This is a genomic window from Geosporobacter subterraneus DSM 17957 (genome assembly GCF_900142145.1).
Taxonomy (GTDB): Bacteria; Bacillota; Clostridia; order Peptostreptococcales; family Thermotaleaceae; genus Geosporobacter; species Geosporobacter subterraneus.
Genome location: NZ_FQZV01000004.1, coordinates 1 through 19,407 on the forward strand (window position 1 = coordinate 1; position 19,407 = coordinate 19,407).

A 19,407-nucleotide genomic window follows, 5' to 3' on the forward strand; every position below is an offset into this window, starting at 1 on the left:
TTAAGTGTAGGGTACGACGACCCTGCCGCACCGAGACATAGCGGGCAGACACAAGGCCTGCCCCTACTGTAGGGAACGATCATCGATCGTTCCGTTAGATACGGAAATTTTCAATCATAGGTTAATAAGAATATCATAGGCGTCAACGTAATCCAATTATTTCCAAATAAACCTTAGAAGCATGTCATTCTGAGCGTTAGCGAAGAATCTTATAAAACATAAGCAAGATTACTTTTGATTATCAGAATATATCATCTAGCTTAAAGATCCTTCGACTCCGTTTTACTCCGCTCAGGATGACAAATTATGGGTTAAGTTGACGCCTATGATAAGAATATGAAACAAAACAACGTGAGTATTCGTCATACATAAAGGTAAAGGTGTTTTTACCTGTACCTCGAACCTTGTACCTAGAAAAAGGAGGACAAAAGATGCGCCCCGATTGGGATGATTATTTTATGGAGATGGCAGAGATCGCAAAAACCCGTTCAACATGCCTGCGCAGAAAAGTCGGTGCTGTGATTGTAAAAAATAAGAGAATATTGGCAACAGGCTACAACGGTGCGCCCTCAGGAACTGCCCACTGCTTGGATGTGGGTTGTATCCGGGAAAAACAAGGGATTCCCTCCGGTGAACGCCACGAGCTGTGCCGCGGCCTTCATGCGGAACAAAACGCCATCATACAGGCAGCTTACCATGGGGTCAGTATTGAAGGGGCAACCTTATATGCTACACTACAACCCTGTATCCTATGTGCTAAGATGGCGATCAATGCAGGAATAAAAAAAATTATTTTCAAAGGAACGTATCCCGATGCCCTATCTATGGCAATGCTAGAAGAAGCGGGGATGGAGCTGGTCTGCAAATAGGGAATTACTGAAAATTAACAGGGAAAAGTTGATTTTAAATCGATTTTCGGGTAAAATTACACTGATATGATATCAACAAGGAGTGTTTATGGTGAATCAATACTATTTAGTATTTTTTATTGCCTTGATTATTTCCTTAAGCTTGACTCCGGTGGCAAAAAGATTGGCCTATCGGTTGGGAGCGATTGACGTTCCAAAGGATGATCGAAGGGTGCATAAAAATCCGATTCCACGCATGGGAGGCCTGGCGATATATGCAGGAGTTGTGATTAGCGTACTGGTGATCTTGCCCATTGATAGGGAAATGATCGGTATGCTCCTGGGGGGAACTATCATTGTAATCATGGGAATATTCGATGACATAAAGCCCTTATCAGCCAAGACAAAGCTGGCGGTGCAAATACTATGTGCCGGAATTCTAGTTTATTTTGGCCTAAGGATTGGAAAGTTTAATATACCTTTTATGGAAGGAAAAGCAATATATTTAGGCATATTCAGCATTCCGGTAACCATTTTCTGGATTGTAGGGATTACCAATACTTTAAACCTCATCGATGGATTGGATGGATTAGCGGCAGGTGTTGCAACCATTGCGGCACTATCTCTGGCCTATGTAGCTCATGTAGTGGAAAGACCGGAAACGGCTATCATGACCTTGGCCATCGCAGGGGCGGCCAGCGGGTTTTTACCCTATAATTTTAATCCCGCTAAGATATTTATGGGAGATACGGGGTCTCTATTCCTAGGATTTATGCTTGCGGCGATTTCTATTGATGGTGCCGTAAAGGGGGCCACAGCCTTGGCTACAGTGGTGCCCGTATTGGCACTGGGGGTACCCATCTTTGACACCACCTTTGCCATTTGCCGAAGAGCCTTGAATGGACGGCCTATCATGGAGCCTGACAAGGGCCATCTGCATCATCGTTTGCTTTCTGCAGGGATGGGGCAGAAGAGAACAGTGCTCATTCTTTATAGTGTAAGCGCTACTTTAGGCCTAAGTGCGGCTTTTTATTCCAACAGCAAAGTGCTTGACTCCATGCTGGTATTGCTTCTAGCCAGTGCCATGATGTATATCAGCATAAATGCAGTGGATTTCCAAAAACAAAAACGAAGTGAAAAGGAATAGAAAAAAAGCCTGACACCGTCAGGCTGTTTTTATATAATAGGAAAGTTCTGCTTTCCTATTATATAAAAAGAGGGGTTGTAGGGGATGAAATCCCCTGCCCGCATTCAGGAAGGTGCTCAGGCTGCCGTGCAGCCGTCGAAGGAAACCTAGGGTTTCCTAGCGAAAGCATCGAAGATGCTTTTTTATATAAATGACATGGGGTGGAACAATGGATAAAGTAAAAATACTCTCTATATTTGGGACAAGGCCAGAGGCGATTAAGATGGCTCCCGTAGTTCGCGCATTGCAGGATCATGCAGAGATTGAATCTCTTCTGTGTGTAACGGCTCAGCATCGGGAAATGCTGGATCAGGTGCTGGAGCTTTTTTCCTTGAAGCCTGATTTCGATTTAAATATCATGCAGCCAGGACAAACCCTGAGCGAAATTACAGCTCGTGGGCTGCGAGGACTGGAGGATGTGATCAAAGAGGTGCAGCCTCATATGATCTTAGTCCATGGAGATACCACTACTACCTTTACGGGAGCTCTAGCTGCCTTCTATCAGCAGGTGAAGGTAGGACATGTAGAGGCAGGACTTCGCAGTGACAACATGTATTCTCCCTATCCGGAGGAAATGAACCGTGTATTGACGGGACGGCTTGCCCATCTGCATTTTGCGCCAACGGAAGGAAACCGTAAAAATTTATTAGCAGAAGGAATCAAGGATGATGTGATTCTAGTGACGGGGAATACGGTGATCGATGCCTTGCTGCAGGTTGTAAAGAAGGACTATGTTTTTGAAGATGAGCGCCTCAATCAAATAGATTATGCAAACAAAAAGGTGGTTTTGCTGACTGCTCATCGAAGAGAAAATCTAGGTCAGCCCATGGTAAACATTTTTACTGCCATGAAGGAAATCGTTGAGAACAATGAAGATGTGGAAGTGGTCTTTCCTGTACATCTCAATCCCAAGGTGCAAGAACTGGCCCATGGCATCCTAGGAAATATGGAAAGAGTTCACTTGATCAAACCTTTAGAATATGAGCCCTTTGCCAACTTGATGGCCAAAGCCTATTTGATCTTAACAGATTCTGGAGGGATTCAAGAGGAAGCTCCGGCCTTAGGCAAGCCTGTTTTAGTCCTTCGCACAGAAACTGAGCGTCCCGAGGCAGTACAGGCCGGTACGGTAAAAATGGCAGGGGTTGAAAAGGAAACCATATTCTCTATAGCCCATAGTCTGCTCAATGATACGAAGGCCTATGGGGAAATGGCCAATGCGGTAAATCCCTATGGAGATGGAAAAGCCTCTTTTCGCATTGTGGAAGCTATCCTAAAATATTTTAAGGCTGGCCAATAAGTAATTTTTGAAAAATATGACTATTGCACAAATGAACTTTTCATTATACAATGATATTGTAGAGGATTAGGATAGGTGATGGGTTTGAAAGAGTATAGTGAAGATACAGTCTATTTTATATCCTATGCAAAGCTTCCCACAGAGATCCCGGCGGCAAATATGCATAAGGTAGTAGGTCTGGGTCTGATTATCAATAAGGAGACAGGGATCATTGAAGATTCCTCCTGTACTCTGCTAACAGAAGAGGCTAAGGATTTTCTGAAACAGATTTTGGTTGGCTACAATCTTCATGAAAATGGAATTGAGCCCTTAGTGGAAAAGGTAAAAAGAAGATATCATGGCCTGGCGCAAAAGGCGATCTGTGTAGCGCTGAAGGGCACCTTTGAAAGGTATCTGGCCTGGCAGGAAGAAAATATTATAAAGTAACACTGCTTTACTTGCGGTAGTTGTGCAACCCGCTATTACTCAGTGAGTAAAATCCAGTATAAAACATTTAAGGATCTATTGACCTTAAGGTGTTTTTGTACTGGTTTTTTTATTTTATCAAAGGGATTTAGAAACGCAAGGATAGGTCTTTGTGCCTGTCCATATATAACATCCACGGGTGGGAATGGAAAGAAATCACTAAAAAAGTCCAGATTTTGTCATTCTGAATGCAACGAAGTGAAATGAAGAATCTTTAAAGGGGCTTAAATGCTAAGATTCTTCGCAAGCTCCTTCGCTATCGCTCAGGACTATAGGCTCAGGATGACACCGTAATCATATAGCATAATATTTGACTTTTTCAGTGACCTCCATGGAAACCCATCCCTACCAAGATTAATCAATATTAAAGGGGGTTTTTGTAATGAGTCAAAACAAAGCGCCAAAGAACAATGTGTTTTACAGGAATCAAAACTGGCATTATCCTAAGATTGAAAAAGGTGAAGGCATTTACCTTTATGATGACAAAGGGAATCGATATCTCGATGCCTGCTCCGGATCAGCGGTGGCCAATATCGGTCACGGAAATGAGGCGGTGGCAGCTTATACAGCACAGCAGATGAAGCGTATTGCCTTTACCCATCTTTCCCGCTGGACTGTAGACACCATTGAAGCCTGTGCAGAAAGAGTGGCTCAGTGGACACCGGGAGATCTGAACTATGTATATTTTGTATCCGGCGGTTCAGAAGCTACAGAAACAGCCATGAAAATGGCCAGACAATACTTTGTGGAACGGGATGGCCAGGGAACCAGCAAGTGGAAGGTCATCTCCAAGTGGAATGCATTCCATGGGAATACGCTGGGCTCTCTATCCATGACAGGGATTACGGAAAGAAGAAAAATCTATGACCCACTGCTGGTAAACTTCCCTAAAATTCCGCAATTCTATCATTATCGCAATCCATGGGGCTGTGAAACCTTAGAAGAAACCAGTATCAAAGCCGCCGAAGCCCTGGAGCATGAAATCCTAAGACAGGGAGCACAAAATATAGCTGCCTTTATTACGGAGGCGGTGGTAGGTGCGGCCTGTCCGGGAGCTCACCCCACAAAAACCTATTTTGAAAGGGTACGTGAGATTTGTAACAAGTACGACATTCTGCTGATTGTGGATGAGGTAATGTCCGGCTTTGGAAGAACGGGAGAAAGATTCGGCATCGATCATTTTGGAATCGTACCGGATATTATGACAGTAGCCAAGGGGATGAGCTGCGGATATACACCAATCGGTGCAGCCGTGGCCAATGAGGAGATTTTCCAAACCATCATGGTGAAAGGGACAGGTCAGTTTATACACGGTCACACCTATGCAGGGAACCCCCTCTCCTGCGGCATTGCAGACTTTGTGATGGAGCTGGTAGAAAAGAATGGTTATGTGGAGAATGCTTCAGTTCAAGGCAGTTATTTAATGGAAAGATTAAGTGATTTATACAAATACCCGATTGTAGGAGAAATCCGGGGCAAGGGGCTGATGATCGGATTGGAATTTGTAAAGGATCAAAAAACAAAGGAGCCATTTGCCAGTGTTGACAATGTAAAGGGTAAGATCACCGTAAACGGAATGGCGGAAGGAATCATCCTATATCCTGGCGGAGGCTCCGTAGATGGTGTGAGAGGGGACCATACTTTGGTTGCACCGCCGATTAATATTACCAGGGAACAGGCGGATGAATTGGCAGATGCATTAGAAAGAGCGATAAAAGCCACCTGCGAGCAGGTGTTGTAGAAAATCCGGAACAACACAGGGGTTGTTCCCTAAAGGAAAAATTAAACCTGAACATTAGAATCGTAGGGGACGACCAATAGGTGTCAACTTAACCCATAATTTGTCATCCTGAGCGGAGTAAAAGGGAGTCGAAGGATCTTTAAGCTAGATGATATATTTTAACAATCATAAGTAATTTTGAATATGTTCCATAAGATTCTTCGCTAACGCTCAGAATGACATGCTTCTAAAGTTTATTTGGAAATATTAAGATTAGGTTGACGCCTATGGGGAAAGGCCCCTGGGCCGTTCCGAAGATAGAAGCTGTATATTATTCGTTGACATAAAAGGGTTAAGTAAACATTATTATATAGGTATCTTCGAGAAAGTAGTATTATAACGTGTAACGCGTAACGTGCAACGTGCATCGAATCAGGGAATAAATTGTCTTATATCAAATTATAGTAAAAAGGAGTGGATAAATATGGAAAAACTCATCATCACCCTAGCCCCCACGGGGAATGTACCTACTAAGACTATGAACCAGGCTACCCCTGTGACCGTAGAGGAAATCGTAGAGGAGATTAAAAGATGCCGCCAACTAGGAGTCGCCATTGCCCATATCCATGTGCGGGATCAGGAAGGCAAACCTACCAGTGATCGGTCTATCTTTCAAAAGGTTCTTGAACGTATTGAAGAAGAAAAAATAGATATTATCACCCAGGTATCTACCGGTGCAAGGGGTGGAGAAAATACCATAGAATATAGAGGACAAATGCTGGATTTACCGGCCCAGATGGCCAGCTTATCTACGGGTTCTTCTAATTTCCCCAGCAGCATCAATGCCAATGATCCGGCTTTGATTGAGGCGCTGGCTCATAAGATGTATGCCCATGGCTTGAAGCCGGAGATCGAAGCCTTTGATGTAGGAATGATCTCTAATGCAAAGAAGCTGCTTAAGAAGGGAATTCTAAAGGCACCCCTGCATTTCAATCTGGTGATGAATGTACCGGGAAGTATTGAAGGAACACCGAGGAATCTGCTTTTTATGATAGAAAGCTTGCCCGAGGGGTCTACCTGGAGTGTTTCCGGTATCGGAAGATCTCAAGTGCCAATGCTCACCATGGCAATCCTTATGGGAGGCCATGTGAGAACGGGATTGGAGGATGTGTTGGAGTATGAAAAAGGGGTGCCTGCTACCAATGCCATGCTGGTTGAGCGGGTGGTGCGCATTGCAAAGGAATTAGGGAGAGAGATCGCCACCCCAGACGAAGCTAGAAGGATATTAGGCCTGTAGTGGCGGGTTTCCACGCCCGCCATTTGAGGGTTTCTATGCCCGCCATAGCGGATCTGGGGATAATTGTTTCGGGCAGACCCGTGGGAAGACCACTGAAAAAGCCCTGGCTTTTGTCATTCTGAATGTAACGAAGTGAAATGAAGAATCTCTAAAAGCGCTTAATTACCCAGCTCCTTCGCAAGCTCCTTCGCTTCGCTCAGGACTAAAGGCTCAGGATGACAAACTCGAATTTTTGCCGTATTTTTGACTTTATCAATGGTCTTCACGGAGGTCTGGCCCTAATCATATAATAATTTCTGGAGCAACGCGTATCGTGCAACGGGTATCGAAATAATAAATTTATTTTAAAAAGAGGATTTTATGGCAAAATTATAGTAATATTATAATTGAAATATTATTAAGAATTGGTGGTGTTGTACATGCATAAAATCAAAACCATTGAAGAAGCAATGGGCCATATAAAAGACGGGATGACCTTGATGATTGGTGGCTTCCTTGGAACCGGAACACCGGAGACCTTCATTGATGCCTTGATCGAGAGGGGTGTCAAGGATCTGACTGTGATTGGAAATGATACCGGCTTTCCAGATAAAGGTATTGGCCGTTTAATCGTAAATAAGCAGGTGAAGAAGGCAATCGTTTCCCACATCGGAACCAACCCTGAAACAGGAAGACAAATGAATGCAGGAGAAATAGAAGTTGTACTGGTGCCTCAGGGAACCTTAGCAGAACAGGTTCGGGCAGGAGGTGCAGGACTGGGTGGAATCCTCACCCCTACAGGTTTAGGAACGATTGTGGAAGAGGGTAAGCAAAAGGTTGTGGTTCAAGGGAAAACCTATCTTGTAGAAGAACCGATTCGTGCCGATGTAGCCCTATTAAAGGGAGCAAAGGTGGATAAAAAAGGAAATATCTACTATAATTATGCAGCTCGGAATTTCAATCCTCTTATGGCCATGGCCGCAGATCTGGTGATCGTAGAAGCAGAGACTTTAGTCGAAACGGGGGAAATTCATCCCAACGAGGTTATGACACCGGGAATCTTCGTAGACATGATCGTGGAAGGGGGAAAATAGCATGGACAATATTCGTGAAATTATCGCGAAAAGAGTTGCCAAGGAGTTGAAGGATGGGGATGTGGTTAACCTGGGCATTGGGCTGCCTACCCTCGTAGCCAACTATATACCGGAGGGTGTAGATATTATTTTACAGTCAGAGAATGGATTTGTAGGAATGGGCCCTGCTCCTGAGGCAGGAAAGGAAGAAAAGGACCTGGTAAACGCTGGGGGACTAAATGTTACTTTGATGCCTGGGGCCGCTTTTTTTGATAGCGCAACCTCCTTTGCAATTATCCGAGGGGGACATGTAGCAGCAACAGTATTGGGAGCGTTGCAGGTAGATCAAAAGGGCAACCTTGCTAATTGGATGATTCCAGGAAAATTGGTGCCGGGCATGGGCGGTGCCATGGATCTCGTTTCAGGAGCAAAGAAAGTAATCGTGGCTATGGAGCATACGGCAAAAGGAAAGGCCAAGATTCTTAAGGAATGTACCCTGCCTTTAACCGCTGTGGCTGAAGTAGATCTCATCATTACAGAAATGGGCGTTATGGCAGTAAAGCCGGAGGGTTTGGTATTGTTAGAAATTAATCCAGCCTATACGGTTGAGGATATCAAGGCGGCAACAGAAGCAGAGTTAATTATTGCAGATCCTTTAAAGGATATGACAGTATAGCATAAAATCAAGCCTTAGAGAGATACTAAAAGCAGTCATGGAAATACCAGGGCTGCTTAAAATTTTATCAATTATTATTTATATTGTTTGTTCATAAAAAATTATTGTAAGCACTGAAGGAAAAATAAAAAAAAAGTCGAAATATAAACTTTATGTAATTTTATTGGATTGTTAAAATAATATTTAGATGTATACTGAAATATTTGTATATTTAAACTACAATTGATATAATGTTATAGGGAGGGGTATGCCATGACAAATGACCCTATGAAAGCGCTGAAGAACCTTTCTCTTTTAAGTTATATCGGTTTATCCATGGTGCTGCCAATCCTTGCAGGGGTATGGATGGGGAACCGGCTTGATGAAAAGCTGCAGACAGGGAATATTTTCCTGATTCTTTTCATATGCATAAGTGTCCTGGCATCCTTTGTCAGTGTATATAAAATCGCTATGAGAGATATGAAGAAAAAATGATAAATCAATAGGATGGCGGGTCCCATGATATGCGACCCCTACAATGGCTAAAAACGGGCATACACAAGGACCGTTTCAACGAAACCAATTAAGTAGGGAACGACGCCCTCGTCGTTCTGCAGAGATAAACGTCAACGCAATCCATAATTTGTCATCCTGAGCAAAGTGAAACGGAGTCGAAGGATCTTAGACCCATTCGCTGCGCTCAGGGTGACAGTTCGTGTAGTCATAGAGTTTCTGCGCCGTTCCGAAAAAAAACACCAGCCCTTACGAAAGGAAGTGTGAACCCTTGGGGTACACTTGGGATATACAAGTTAAGATTTTCAAATATACGCTGATAGCGGCAGCTGTCTTTGCCGGATGTTCAGCGTTGTTTTTAGAAAAACCTTTGCCCTTTATTTATGCATTAATCTTTGGTACCCTCATTGGTATCCTAAACTTTCGCAATTTGGCCCTTACCCTGGAAAAGGCGGTCAAGATGACCCCGGGGCAGGCCCAAGTTTATGCAGGGTCTAGATATTTTATACGATATATGATCAATGGGATTGTTATTTTTGTGTCAATAAAAGCCGATTACTTAAACGTCCTTGGGGCAGTACTAGGTTTGTTCCTCATCAAGTTTGTCGTTGTTGTAACAAACCTATTTAATGATATAAACTTTTTCAAAAGAATCTTCATCAGAAAGGAGGAAGAATAGTGGAAGGAGGATTTGGCGCAAGAGTCATATTTGAGTTGCCTGGAGGGATTCTAATCACAGAAACCGTGACTACTACCTGGATTATAATGGCAGTCCTAACCATATTTGCACTGGTCGCAACCAGAAGGTTCGAAAAGGTGCCCCGAGGATTGCAAAATGTAGTCGAACTGTTAGTAGAGGCGATTTATAAACTCACTGCTCAGACCATGGGAGAAGACAAAAAAGCCTTTGCACCCTATATCGGTACGCTTTTGATGTATCTAGTTTGTGCAAACCTGGCAGGACTGTTCGGATTCAGACCACCGACAGCCGATGTAAACACCACCATGGCATTGGCATTGATGACATTTTTTATGATCCATTTCTTCGGAATGAAGAGAAAAGGAGTTGGTAGATACCTAAAAGGTTTTCTGGAACCTTTCCCGGTTATGCTGCCCCTAAATGTAATAGGGGAGCTGGCAACGCCAATTTCACTATCATTCCGTCTCTTCGGCAACATCGTTGGAGGGTTGATCATTATGAATTTGCTTTATGGTGCCCTTGCAACGCTGAGCCAGTCGGTGGGAATACCGAATATTCCGGTGTTCCAAACTGCGATACCAACAGTATTTCACTTATACTTTGACGTATTCGCAGGCGTATTGCAGTCGTTTATATTTGCTATGTTGACAATGGTATTTGTCTCTATTGCAATGGATTAAGCCATCTCATTAAGGAGGGAAAAGGATGGACAATGCCAATTTTATTGTTCGGTTCCTTACTTGGCTTATGACCTTTGATCGAAAGGCCCTCATCCTTGCAGCTTCAGCAATCGGAGCAGGTTTTGCTATGATTGCGGGAATCGGACCGGGGGTAGGTCAGGGATATGCAGCAGGTAAAGGAGCAGAAGCAGTGAGCATTAATCCAAAGGCCTCAAAACAGGCTACAATGGTAATGCTATTAGGAGCTGCTGTTGCAGAAACTTCGGGTATATTGGCGCTAGTAGTTGCATTAATTCTATTGTTTGGTAATCCGCTGGTTACACAGCAGGGAGCAGTTCTGATTCTTGCCGCTTCAGCCATTGGGGCTGGGCTATCTATGATCGCAGGAATAGGACCGGGCATTGGACAGGGTTATGCCGCCGGAAAGGGTACAGAAGCAACCGGAAGAAGACCCCAATATCAATCCAATGTCGTTAGAGCCATGTTCCTTGGCCAGGCAGTAGCGCAGACTACCGGTATTTATGCCTTAATAATATCCTTGGTACTCATGTTCGCCAATCCATTGGTAAGATTATTATAGAAGCGTTGTAAAATTTTATAAGCAAACATGAGAATAGATCATATACCGTATGATCGTGATTAGTAATTGGCAAGCTACGAATAAAAGAATATTTTGGGTGATAAAAAAGGAGGAAATTTTCAATGGAACCTATTACAGGAAGAGCATTAATATTAGCATGTTCAGCAATTGGAGCAGGATTGGCAATGATTGCAGGTATCGGACCTGGTATCGGTCAGGGGTATGCAGCAGGTAAAGGTGCGGAAGGTGTTGGAAGACAGCCGGAGGCACAGGCAGACATCGTAAGAACAATGCTTTTAGGTGCAGCAGTTGCAGAGACAACAGGTATTTATGGTTTAATTATTGCGTTAATTCTTCTATTTGCAAATCCACTAATCGGACTTTTATAAAATAGAAAAGCGCAGGGAGATGGGGTGACCATCTCCTGCTTATGATTATCCCTTGAGAGAGGAGGACATTCCTATGATGAAAGCTGGATTGGTGGAAATAAATTGGAACCTTGCATTTCAGATCATCAATACGATTATTCTATACATTATCCTAAAGAAGCTGTTGTTCAAGCCGGTAACAGAGTTTATGGCAGCGAGACAGAATTCTATCGTAGAATCTATGCAGGAAGCCGATGATAAAAATGCTCAAGCAGACAAGTTGATGCAAGAATATCAGTTAAAATTAGCAGGTGCCCAAGATGAGGGCCGTGAAATCATAAAAGAGGCTTCTAAGCGAGCAGAAGACCGGGCCAATGAAATCGTTAAGAGTGCTCAGGAGGAAGCAAGCAAGATCAAAGAGCGAGCAGAAGCGGAAATTAAGAGGGAACAGCAAAAAGCTGTAAACGCATTGAAAAATGAAGTGGCTGCAATGGCTGTAGCGGCAGCAGGCAAGATCATCAATAAGAATCTTGATGTGAAGGAACACAGTCAACTGATCAATGAATTTATTGACGAGGTAGGGGAAGCAAAATGGCACAACTAGCAGCAAGAACTTATGCCCAAGCCCTCTTTGAAGTAGCCCTGGAAGTCAATCGGATTGATGACTTTGAAAAAGAGCTTAATTTTGTGCTGCAAACCTTCGAACAGCATCCCGATTTTTATGAGATTTTCAAGACGCCGCAGATCGGAAATGAAGAGAAGAAGAGCATTATTGAGAATGTTTTCAAGGGCCGCCTTACCGATGAAATGATGAATTTTTTAAAGATATTGTTAGATAAAAGAAGAACCGGAGTTTTAGAATATATCGCGAAGGAATACCATAAGCTTGCCAACGAACACAATAATGTGGTGGAGGCTGTGGCAGTTACAACTGTACCCCTCAAAAGTGAGGAACAGGCAAAGCTGGTTGCAAAACTGACAGTGGTAACTGGAAAGCGTGTTTATCTGAAGAATCAGATAGACCCTGCCATCATTGGTGGAATGCTGGTGCGTATCGGGGATCAAGTCATTGACGGTACCATCCAGAGTCGTCTGAATAAGCTGCAGGAAGACCTTGCACAAATAATAGTATAGGTAATAGGGGTGATATGACAATGAATCTCAGACCTGAAGAAATTAGCTCAATTATTAAAGAGCAGATTAAAAGATATGAGAATAAACTTCAAGTTACAGATGTTGGTACTGTTATTCAGGTTGGTGACGGTATCGCCAGAATTCACGGATTAGACAAATGTATGTCGGGAGAATTGTTAGAGTTTCCCGGCGGTGTATATGGTATGGCTTTAAACCTTGAAGAAGACAACGTAGGCTGTGTACTGATGGGTTCTGACGATAAGATTCGTGAGGGCGATATCGTAAAGCGTACGGGAAGAGTTGTTGAGGTACCTGTTGGAGATGCGCTGATCGGACGTGTAGTAAATGCTCTGGGACAGCCTATCGATGGAAAAGGACCGATCAAGACAGAAAAGTTCCGACCGGTAGAGTCCGCTGCCCCCGGGGTTGTTGACAGAAAGTCTGTACACCAGCCGCTGCAAACCGGCATCAAGGCTATCGATGCCATGATACCTATCGGAAGAGGACAACGTGAGTTGATTATCGGAGATAGACAGACCGGTAAAACGGCCATCGCCATCGATACCATCATTAACCAAAAAGAAGAAAATGTAATATGTATTTATGTAGCCATCGGACAGAAGAAATCTACAGTAGCTCAAATCGTTAAGGTACTGGAAGACAGAGGGGCTATGGATTATACGATCATCGTATCGGCTACAGCCAGCGAACTGGCGCCACTACAGTACATCGCACCCTATGCCGGCTGTGCAATGGGTGAAGAATTCATGCATGCAGGCAAAGACGTATTGATTATTTACGATGACCTATCCAAGCACGCGGTGGCTTATCGTGCCATGTCCTTGCTGCTTCGCCGTCCGCCGGGACGTGAGGCTTATCCGGGAGACGTATTCTACCTGCACAGCAGACTACTGGAAAGAGCTGCGAAGCTGAGTGATAAACTGGGAGGCGGTTCCTTAACAGCACTGCCGTTCATCGAAACACAAGCGGGAGACGTATCCGCATATATTCCAACCAACGTTATTTCTATTACAGACGGACAGATCTTCCTTGAATCTGAACTGTTCTTCGCAGGGCAGCGTCCGGCGGTAAATGCCGGTATCTCCGTATCTCGTGTAGGTGGAGACGCACAGATCAAGGCAATGAAGAAGGTTGCAGGTAAGATCAAGCTTGAGTTGGCCCAGTATAGAGAGCTTGCTGCCTTTGCTCAGTTCGGTTCAGAACTGGATAAGGATACCCAAGAGCGTCTGGCTCAAGGGGAAAGAATCATGGAGATTCTTAAGCAGCCTCAGTATGCACCGGTTAAAGTAGAGCATCAGGTTATGATCATCTTTGCAGTAATCAACAAATACTTAAAGGATATTCCAGTTCCGGCTATCAAGCGCTTCGAAGCGGAATTCCTGAAGTTTATGGATAATAATCATCCACAAGTTGGTGCATCCATCAAGAGTACCGGCGTAATGTCTGATGAAGTGGAAAATCAATTAAAGGCAGCCATAGAAGAATTTAAGGGAATCTTTAGACTCGAAGAATAACACTTGTTGAATGAGAAATGTTGAATGAGAAAGGTTAAAAGCCTTCAGCCGGTAACACGGGTTCGTGTAGGGAACGATCAGTGATCGTTCCGAAAGCCGGGCAGACACAAGGCCTGCCCCAAGCACAATCACTATGCTTCTCTTAGAGATGAGCCTGCAGACTAGGAATCAAAGCGAAAAAAAGTGGTTTTCCGGCTCTCAACATACAACATTCAACATTCAACCTTCAACATGCAATGGAGGTGAATACATGGCAGGAATGGGTATGCGTGATGTAAAGCGCAGAATCAAGAGCGTAAACAGTACAAAACAAATCACCAAGGCAATGGAGCTGGTTTCCTCCGCAAAGCTCAGAAGAGCGAGACAGCGGGTGGAAAAGACCCGACCTTATTTTAATACAATCAAAGAAACGGTTCAGGATATTTTCTCCAATACCAGCGGGATCAAACATCCCTTTGTGAGTACAAGAGAAATCAAGAAAACCTGTTATATTGTGATCACCGGTGATAGAGGTCTGAGCGGCGGCTATAATGCCAACGTGATCAAGACGGCTGTTACTCATATGGCAGATAAACCGGCTAAATCCGTAATCGCGATAGGTACTAAGGGAAGAGACTACTTCCGCAGCAGAAAGTATGATTTGGATGGTGAATTTCTTCAAATTTCTGAAGATCCCAGCTACGGTGATGCAAAAAGAATCAGCAGCCTGGTGATGCAGCTTTATCAAAACAAGCTCATCGATGAGGTATACTTGGTGTATACACAATTTGTAAGTACAATTTCTCAAAAACCAGAGATGATCAAATTGCTGCCACTTTCTGGCGAGAAGAAGGAAAAAGGTAAGAATAAGCCCTTTGAATATGTTTCCTATGAGCCTTCTCCAGAAGCAGTATTAGACTATCTGGTTCCTAAATATATTGAAAGTACTATTTTTGGTGCGTTGGTGGAATCTTCAGCCAGTGAACAAGGAGCTAGAAGGGTTGCCATGGAAAATGCTACAGACAATGCAGAAGAAATGATCGATGATTTGACACTGCTGTACAACAGAGCACGTCAAGCTGCGATCACACAGGAAATCGCAGAAATCGTTGGTGGAGCAGAGGCACTGAAGTAGCATCTGCTGTAACTGTTGAATGAGAAATGTTGAATGAGAGATGTTAAAAGCAAAACAGGTTGACCCAAAAGATAGACCTAGGAAAAATACAACCTTCAACATACAACCTTCAACGCACTATTATGAAAGGATGTGAACCGGAATGGCGCAAAATATCGGTAAAGTGGTCCAGATTATCGGACCCGTTTTGGATATAAAGTTTAACTCTGATAATCTTCCGGAGCTATTGAACGCAATTGAGGTTCAGGTAGGAGATCGGAAGATCACTGCAGAAGTTGCCCAGCATATTGGAGATGATACAGTACGTTGTATCGCCATGTCCTCAACCGACGGACTTGTTAGAGGAGTAGAGGCCGTAGACCTGGGTGCTCCGATCTCAGTTCCAGTTGGAAAAGAAACTCTGGGAAGACTATTTAACGTTTTAGGTGAAACCATAGATGAAAAGGGACCTGTAAATACAAAGGCAAAGGCCCCGATTCATAGACAACCTCCTGCCTTTGATGAGCAGGAAACATCAGCGCAGATTTTCGAAACAGGTATCAAGGTAATCGACCTAATCGCTCCTTATGCAAAGGGTGGTAAGGTAGGATTGTTCGGCGGTGCCGGAGTAGGAAAGACCGTATTGATCCAGGAGTTGATTAATAATATCGCCAAGGAGCACGGTGGACTTTCTGTATTCGCAGGGGTTGGAGAGCGTACAAGAGAAGGAAATGACTTGTACCATGAAATGATCGAGTCTGGAGTTATCGATAAGACCACCATGGTATTCGGTCAGATGAACGAGCCCCCAGGAGCAAGAATGCGTGTAGCCCTTTCAGGACTTACAATGGCAGAGCACTTTAGAGATCAAGAGGGACAGGACGTACTGCTGTTCATCGACAATATATTCAGATTTACCCAAGCGGGTTCAGAAGTATCGGCACTGCTAGGCCGTATGCCTAGTGCCGTTGGTTATCAGCCAACTTTGGCAACGGAGATGGGACTATTGCAGGAGAGAATCACTTCAACAAAGAAGGGTTCTATCACATCGGTGCAGGCTGTTTATGTACCTGCCGATGACTTAACTGACCCGGCACCGGCTACAACCTTTGCCCACTTGGATGCAACGACAGTTCTTTCCCGTTCGATTTCTGAGCTGGGTATTTACCCGGCGGTGGACCCACTGGATTCCAGTTCCAGAATTATGGATCCTAACATCTTAGGAGAGGAGCACTATCTTGTAGCCCGTGGTGTTCAGGAAGTACTTCAACGTTATAAGGAACTTCAGGATATCATCGCAATCCTTGGTATGGATGAATTGTCCGATGAAGATAAGTTGACGGTTGCCCGTGCAAGAAAGATTCAAAGATTCTTATCACAACCATTCCACGTTGCTGAACAGTTTACCGGGTCGCCAGGCAAATATGTTCCTTTGAAGGAAACAGTCAGAGGCTTTAAGGAGATTCTTGAAGGCAAGCACGATGATCTTCCGGAGTCAGCCTTCCTTTATGTAGGAAGCATCGAAGAAGCAGTTGAAAAGGCTAAAAAAGGAAATGAATAATTTGGTTAGCTGTTAGCAGTTAGCCGTTAGCCGTTACTACAGTCGGTCTTTGGGCATCTTAGATGATCGAGTAAAGTGATTTAAACCGATTTGTGAAGTTATTTAAGGAAGGTCATGAATGACAGGCTCTTGAGAAAAACGGCATACGCGGAGGTGAACAAATGGCTTCAACATTTCGATTGGAAATTGTTACACCGGACCGAAAGTTTTTTGAGGATGATGTGGATATGGCAGTAGTCAGAACCTCTGAGGGTGACTTGGGTATTTTGAAAAACCATATGTCCCTGGTCAGTCCCCTTGCCATAGGTACGGTTAAAATCAAAAAGGACGGTGTCTATACAGAAGCTGCTTGTGCCGGAGGATTTGTTCAGGTACGGCAGGATAAGACCACGATTATCACCGACTCCGCTGAGTGGCCTGAAGAGATTGATGTCGAGCGGGCGAAGCGTGCGGTAGATCGTGCAGAAGAAAGAATGAAAAGTGCTCATGCAGGAGTAGATGTGGTGCGTGCGCAACTGGCATTGGAAAGAGCATTAAACCGATTGAAAATTGCAAAGCGAGATTAAAGCTAGAGACTCCCGAACAGGAATGTTGGGGAGTCTTTGCATTTCTAAGGCTTGTGTTTTCTAGAACATAGGTTTGTGGCTAAGAAATTTAAACGAAAAACAAATACTAAAAATTTATTTTTAAAAATGTTTAGCAGCAGAATAAGACGGTATCATTATAATAATAGCTGGGAAAGCATAATCCATATTAGCTAATGTCTAAAATTCATATCAATAACATATATTAAATATAAAAATGATAAAGGCAAACCATTTGAAAGAATGGGACGCAAAGTCTGATGTCTAAAGAGTCTCAGGATTCAATGATCGATCGGCTGCCAAAATAGAAACCTATTTTGGCAGCCTTTTTATATATTAAAACCTACTGGATGTGGTGATCTTTAAAATTGAAAGAGGTGAAATTATGAAAAGACTGCGAAACAAGCCATTGGCCTTCCTCATCATATTTACCCTGTTGGTATTGGGTACATTCTCCAGCATGGCAACCATTTCATATGGAGAGGACCAACAGACCCAATTGCAGCAGATTGACGAAGAGGAAGCTATAGAAGAAGTGGCAGAAGAAGTGACAGAAGAGGAAGCCATAGAAGAAGTGACAGAAGAAGTGACAGAAGAGGAAGCCATAGAAGAAGTGACAGAAGAAGTGGCAGAAGAAGTGGCAGAAGAAGTGGCAGAAGAAGTGGCAGAAGAAGTGGCAGAAGAAGTGGCAGAAGAAGTGGCAGAAGAAGTGACAGAAGAAGTGACAGAAGAGGAAGCTGTAGAAGAAGTGACAGAAGAAGTGACAGAAGAAATGCTAGAGAATGAAGAACTAAACCACAATCCTGAAGAAGCACTAGTAGAAGAATTGATGATACCCCTAGTTTTTGGACCAGTCTGGGATAAAAGTTCTCTTAGCTTTACAGGCCAGGGAGGAAACTGCGATGAGATTTGGGCAACCGTTAAAAATGGTCATAGCTCAAAAAATATGCAAGGAACTTCAACTTGGGAGCTATATTGGACTGCATCGGGCAATCCTAAAAACGGAGTGATCATTGCCACCGGAACTATCGATGCTTTGGCAAGTGGCAAGAGTCAAAAACTAACCTACAATCCTATGGACAATCCCAACGGCCCTAATGGAATCTACATGTTTAAGGCGTATCAAAGGCCAGGTCATCCAGGAACAGGAGTATTATGGAGCAATGAAATCAAGTTGACAAAATGCGTTGTAAAAATCCCAGCAATCCAAATAGAAAAGATTGTAGACGCAGAATATGCAAAGCCCAACGAAACCATTGCCTATAGTTTTACTGTAACCAACACAGGAACCATGAACTTAACTGGTGTAGTAGTAAAGGATCCTATGTTTGGTGAAGAATGGAGCTATAATATTGGAAATCTTAACATTGGTCAATCCGTTGCTTTCAGCCAAGTCTACACAATACCAGAGGAAGCTGAATTTCCATTGGTAAATACAGCTAAGGTAACAGCAACCCAAGAAGTATGGGATGAGGATAGTGCAACAGTATTCAGGAAACTATTATTAACCTCTATGTGCTCTGATGATCCCGATGAAACCCGTAAATGGCGTGTTAGAAATATGAATGACTTTGATGTAGAATTTGTTTACGAGCTAGTTGGTACAGCTCAAGTTGGCATTCTAATTGCTCCTGCAAACAGCGATTTCTTTTTTGAAACCTTAACGGTAGCCGGACCTAACACACTTAAGATCTTAGTAGATGGAATTCAGCACGATGTGAAAGCCAGCAGTGGACAACAATGTGCCGTACCTGGCATCACAGTTGAGAAATCAGCTGATATGGAAGAAGTAAAGATTGGTGATGTTGTAACCTATACCTTCGTAGTTACCAATACAACGCAATACTTTTACGAACCGAAAGAGCCATTAAAAAATATCACCATTATCGACGAGGTCCTTGGTTGGAGCAACACTATAGAAACCTTAGCAGCAGATGGGTTTGAGACTTTTACAACTACCTTGGAGATTACCGATGAAAATAGTCATCTCTTTATCGAAGGCATGTTTACCAACACTGTAAAGGTCGTTGGATACTACAAAGATAAAGAATTGACAGACTCTGACCAAGCAGTGATAACCCTTGCCGATCCAGGCGATCCAGGAGACCCAGGCGATCCAGGTGATCCAGGAGACCCAGG

General features: G+C 43.6%; 20 protein-coding genes, 1 pseudogene and 1 riboswitch. All 21 genes and pseudogenes read left to right on the forward strand.

What is annotated here, in order from left to right:
* Positions 1 to 431 precede the first annotated feature (431 nt).
* Complete coding sequence (locus tag BUB56_RS00940) at positions 432 to 869, forward strand: deoxycytidylate deaminase (protein ID WP_110939509.1); 438 nt, start codon at positions 432 to 434, stop codon at positions 867 to 869.
* 88 nt (positions 870 to 957) lie between these two features.
* A complete protein-coding gene (locus tag BUB56_RS00945) occupies positions 958 to 1,995 on the forward strand; it encodes a glycosyltransferase family 4 protein (RefSeq protein WP_408606932.1) in 1,038 nt (345 codons plus the stop codon).
* Positions 1,996 to 2,203: 208 nt separating this feature from the next.
* Complete coding sequence (gene wecB / locus BUB56_RS00950) at positions 2,204 to 3,331, forward strand: non-hydrolyzing UDP-N-acetylglucosamine 2-epimerase (protein WP_110939511.1); 1,128 nt, start codon at positions 2,204 to 2,206, stop codon at positions 3,329 to 3,331.
* 78 nt (positions 3,332 to 3,409) lie between these two features.
* A complete protein-coding gene (locus BUB56_RS00955; RefSeq protein ID WP_242946188.1) occupies positions 3,410 to 3,757 on the forward strand; it encodes a DUF3870 domain-containing protein in 348 nt (115 codons plus the stop codon).
* A gap of 421 nt (positions 3,758 to 4,178) precedes the next feature.
* A complete protein-coding gene (locus BUB56_RS00960; protein ID WP_110939513.1) occupies positions 4,179 to 5,537 on the forward strand; it encodes an aminotransferase family protein in 1,359 nt (452 codons plus the stop codon).
* 463 nt (positions 5,538 to 6,000) lie between these two features.
* Positions 6,001 to 6,813: a beta-keto acid cleavage family enzyme gene (locus tag BUB56_RS00965; RefSeq protein WP_110939514.1), complete on the forward strand. Its 813-nt coding sequence runs from the start codon at positions 6,001 to 6,003 to the stop codon at positions 6,811 to 6,813.
* Positions 6,814 to 7,232: 419 nt separating this feature from the next.
* A complete protein-coding gene (gene atoD / locus BUB56_RS00970) occupies positions 7,233 to 7,886 on the forward strand; it encodes an acetate CoA-transferase subunit alpha (RefSeq protein ID WP_110939515.1) in 654 nt (217 codons plus the stop codon).
* Position 7,887: 1 nt separating this feature from the next.
* The gene (locus BUB56_RS00975; protein WP_110939516.1) at positions 7,888 to 8,541 is read left to right on the forward strand and encodes a 3-oxoacid CoA-transferase subunit B; all 654 of its coding nucleotides are present in this window, start codon (positions 7,888 to 7,890) and stop codon (positions 8,539 to 8,541) included.
* Between the two features lie 252 nt (positions 8,542 to 8,793).
* Complete coding sequence (locus BUB56_RS00980) at positions 8,794 to 9,015, forward strand: AtpZ/AtpI family protein (RefSeq protein WP_242946184.1); 222 nt, start codon at positions 8,794 to 8,796, stop codon at positions 9,013 to 9,015.
* A gap of 289 nt (positions 9,016 to 9,304) precedes the next feature.
* A complete protein-coding gene (locus tag BUB56_RS00985) occupies positions 9,305 to 9,712 on the forward strand; it encodes an ATP synthase subunit I (RefSeq protein ID WP_110939517.1) in 408 nt (135 codons plus the stop codon).
* On the forward strand, positions 9,712 to 10,413 hold the full coding sequence (gene atpB / locus BUB56_RS00990) for a F0F1 ATP synthase subunit A (protein ID WP_110939518.1): 702 nt from the start codon (positions 9,712 to 9,714) through the stop codon (positions 10,411 to 10,413). The genes BUB56_RS00985 and atpB overlap by 1 nt, the downstream gene beginning before the upstream one ends.
* Before the next feature lie 67 nt (positions 10,414 to 10,480).
* Positions 10,481 to 10,732: pseudogene (locus tag BUB56_RS20470) on the forward strand (ATP synthase Fo subunit C); the annotation flags it as partial.
* A complete protein-coding gene (atpE, locus tag BUB56_RS20475; RefSeq protein WP_456297982.1) occupies positions 10,712 to 10,993 on the forward strand; it encodes an ATP synthase F0 subunit C in 282 nt (93 codons plus the stop codon). The pseudogene BUB56_RS20470 and the gene atpE (BUB56_RS20475), both read left to right, overlap by 21 nt.
* A gap of 122 nt (positions 10,994 to 11,115) precedes the next feature.
* On the forward strand, positions 11,116 to 11,382 hold the full coding sequence (atpE, locus tag BUB56_RS01000; RefSeq protein ID WP_069976411.1) for an ATP synthase F0 subunit C: 267 nt from the start codon (positions 11,116 to 11,118) through the stop codon (positions 11,380 to 11,382).
* 73 nt (positions 11,383 to 11,455) lie between these two features.
* Entirely contained in the window at positions 11,456 to 11,965 is a 510-nt protein-coding gene (gene atpF / locus BUB56_RS01005; RefSeq protein ID WP_242946185.1) for a F0F1 ATP synthase subunit B, read from the forward strand.
* Complete coding sequence (locus BUB56_RS01010; RefSeq protein ID WP_110939519.1) at positions 11,953 to 12,495, forward strand: F0F1 ATP synthase subunit delta; 543 nt, start codon at positions 11,953 to 11,955, stop codon at positions 12,493 to 12,495. The genes atpF and BUB56_RS01010 overlap by 13 nt, the downstream gene beginning before the upstream one ends.
* A 20-nt stretch (positions 12,496 to 12,515) precedes the next feature.
* A complete protein-coding gene (atpA, locus tag BUB56_RS01015; protein ID WP_110939520.1) occupies positions 12,516 to 14,030 on the forward strand; it encodes a F0F1 ATP synthase subunit alpha in 1,515 nt (504 codons plus the stop codon).
* A 250-nt stretch (positions 14,031 to 14,280) separates the two neighbouring features.
* Positions 14,281 to 15,144, forward strand: coding sequence for an ATP synthase F1 subunit gamma (atpG, locus tag BUB56_RS01020; protein WP_110939521.1), 864 nt, complete (start codon positions 14,281 to 14,283; stop codon positions 15,142 to 15,144).
* A 142-nt stretch (positions 15,145 to 15,286) separates the two neighbouring features.
* On the forward strand, positions 15,287 to 16,684 hold the full coding sequence (gene atpD, locus BUB56_RS01025) for a F0F1 ATP synthase subunit beta (RefSeq protein ID WP_110939522.1): 1,398 nt from the start codon (positions 15,287 to 15,289) through the stop codon (positions 16,682 to 16,684).
* Between the two features lie 161 nt (positions 16,685 to 16,845).
* The gene (locus BUB56_RS01030) at positions 16,846 to 17,250 is read left to right on the forward strand and encodes a F0F1 ATP synthase subunit epsilon (protein WP_110939523.1); all 405 of its coding nucleotides are present in this window, start codon (positions 16,846 to 16,848) and stop codon (positions 17,248 to 17,250) included.
* Between the two features lie 233 nt (positions 17,251 to 17,483).
* A riboswitch (cyclic di-GMP riboswitch) is annotated at positions 17,484 to 17,572 on the forward strand.
* An 81-nt stretch (positions 17,573 to 17,653) separates the two neighbouring features.
* On the forward strand, positions 17,654 to 19,407 hold a 1,754-nt coding region (locus tag BUB56_RS01035; RefSeq protein WP_190014022.1), incomplete at its 3' end, for a DUF7507 domain-containing protein.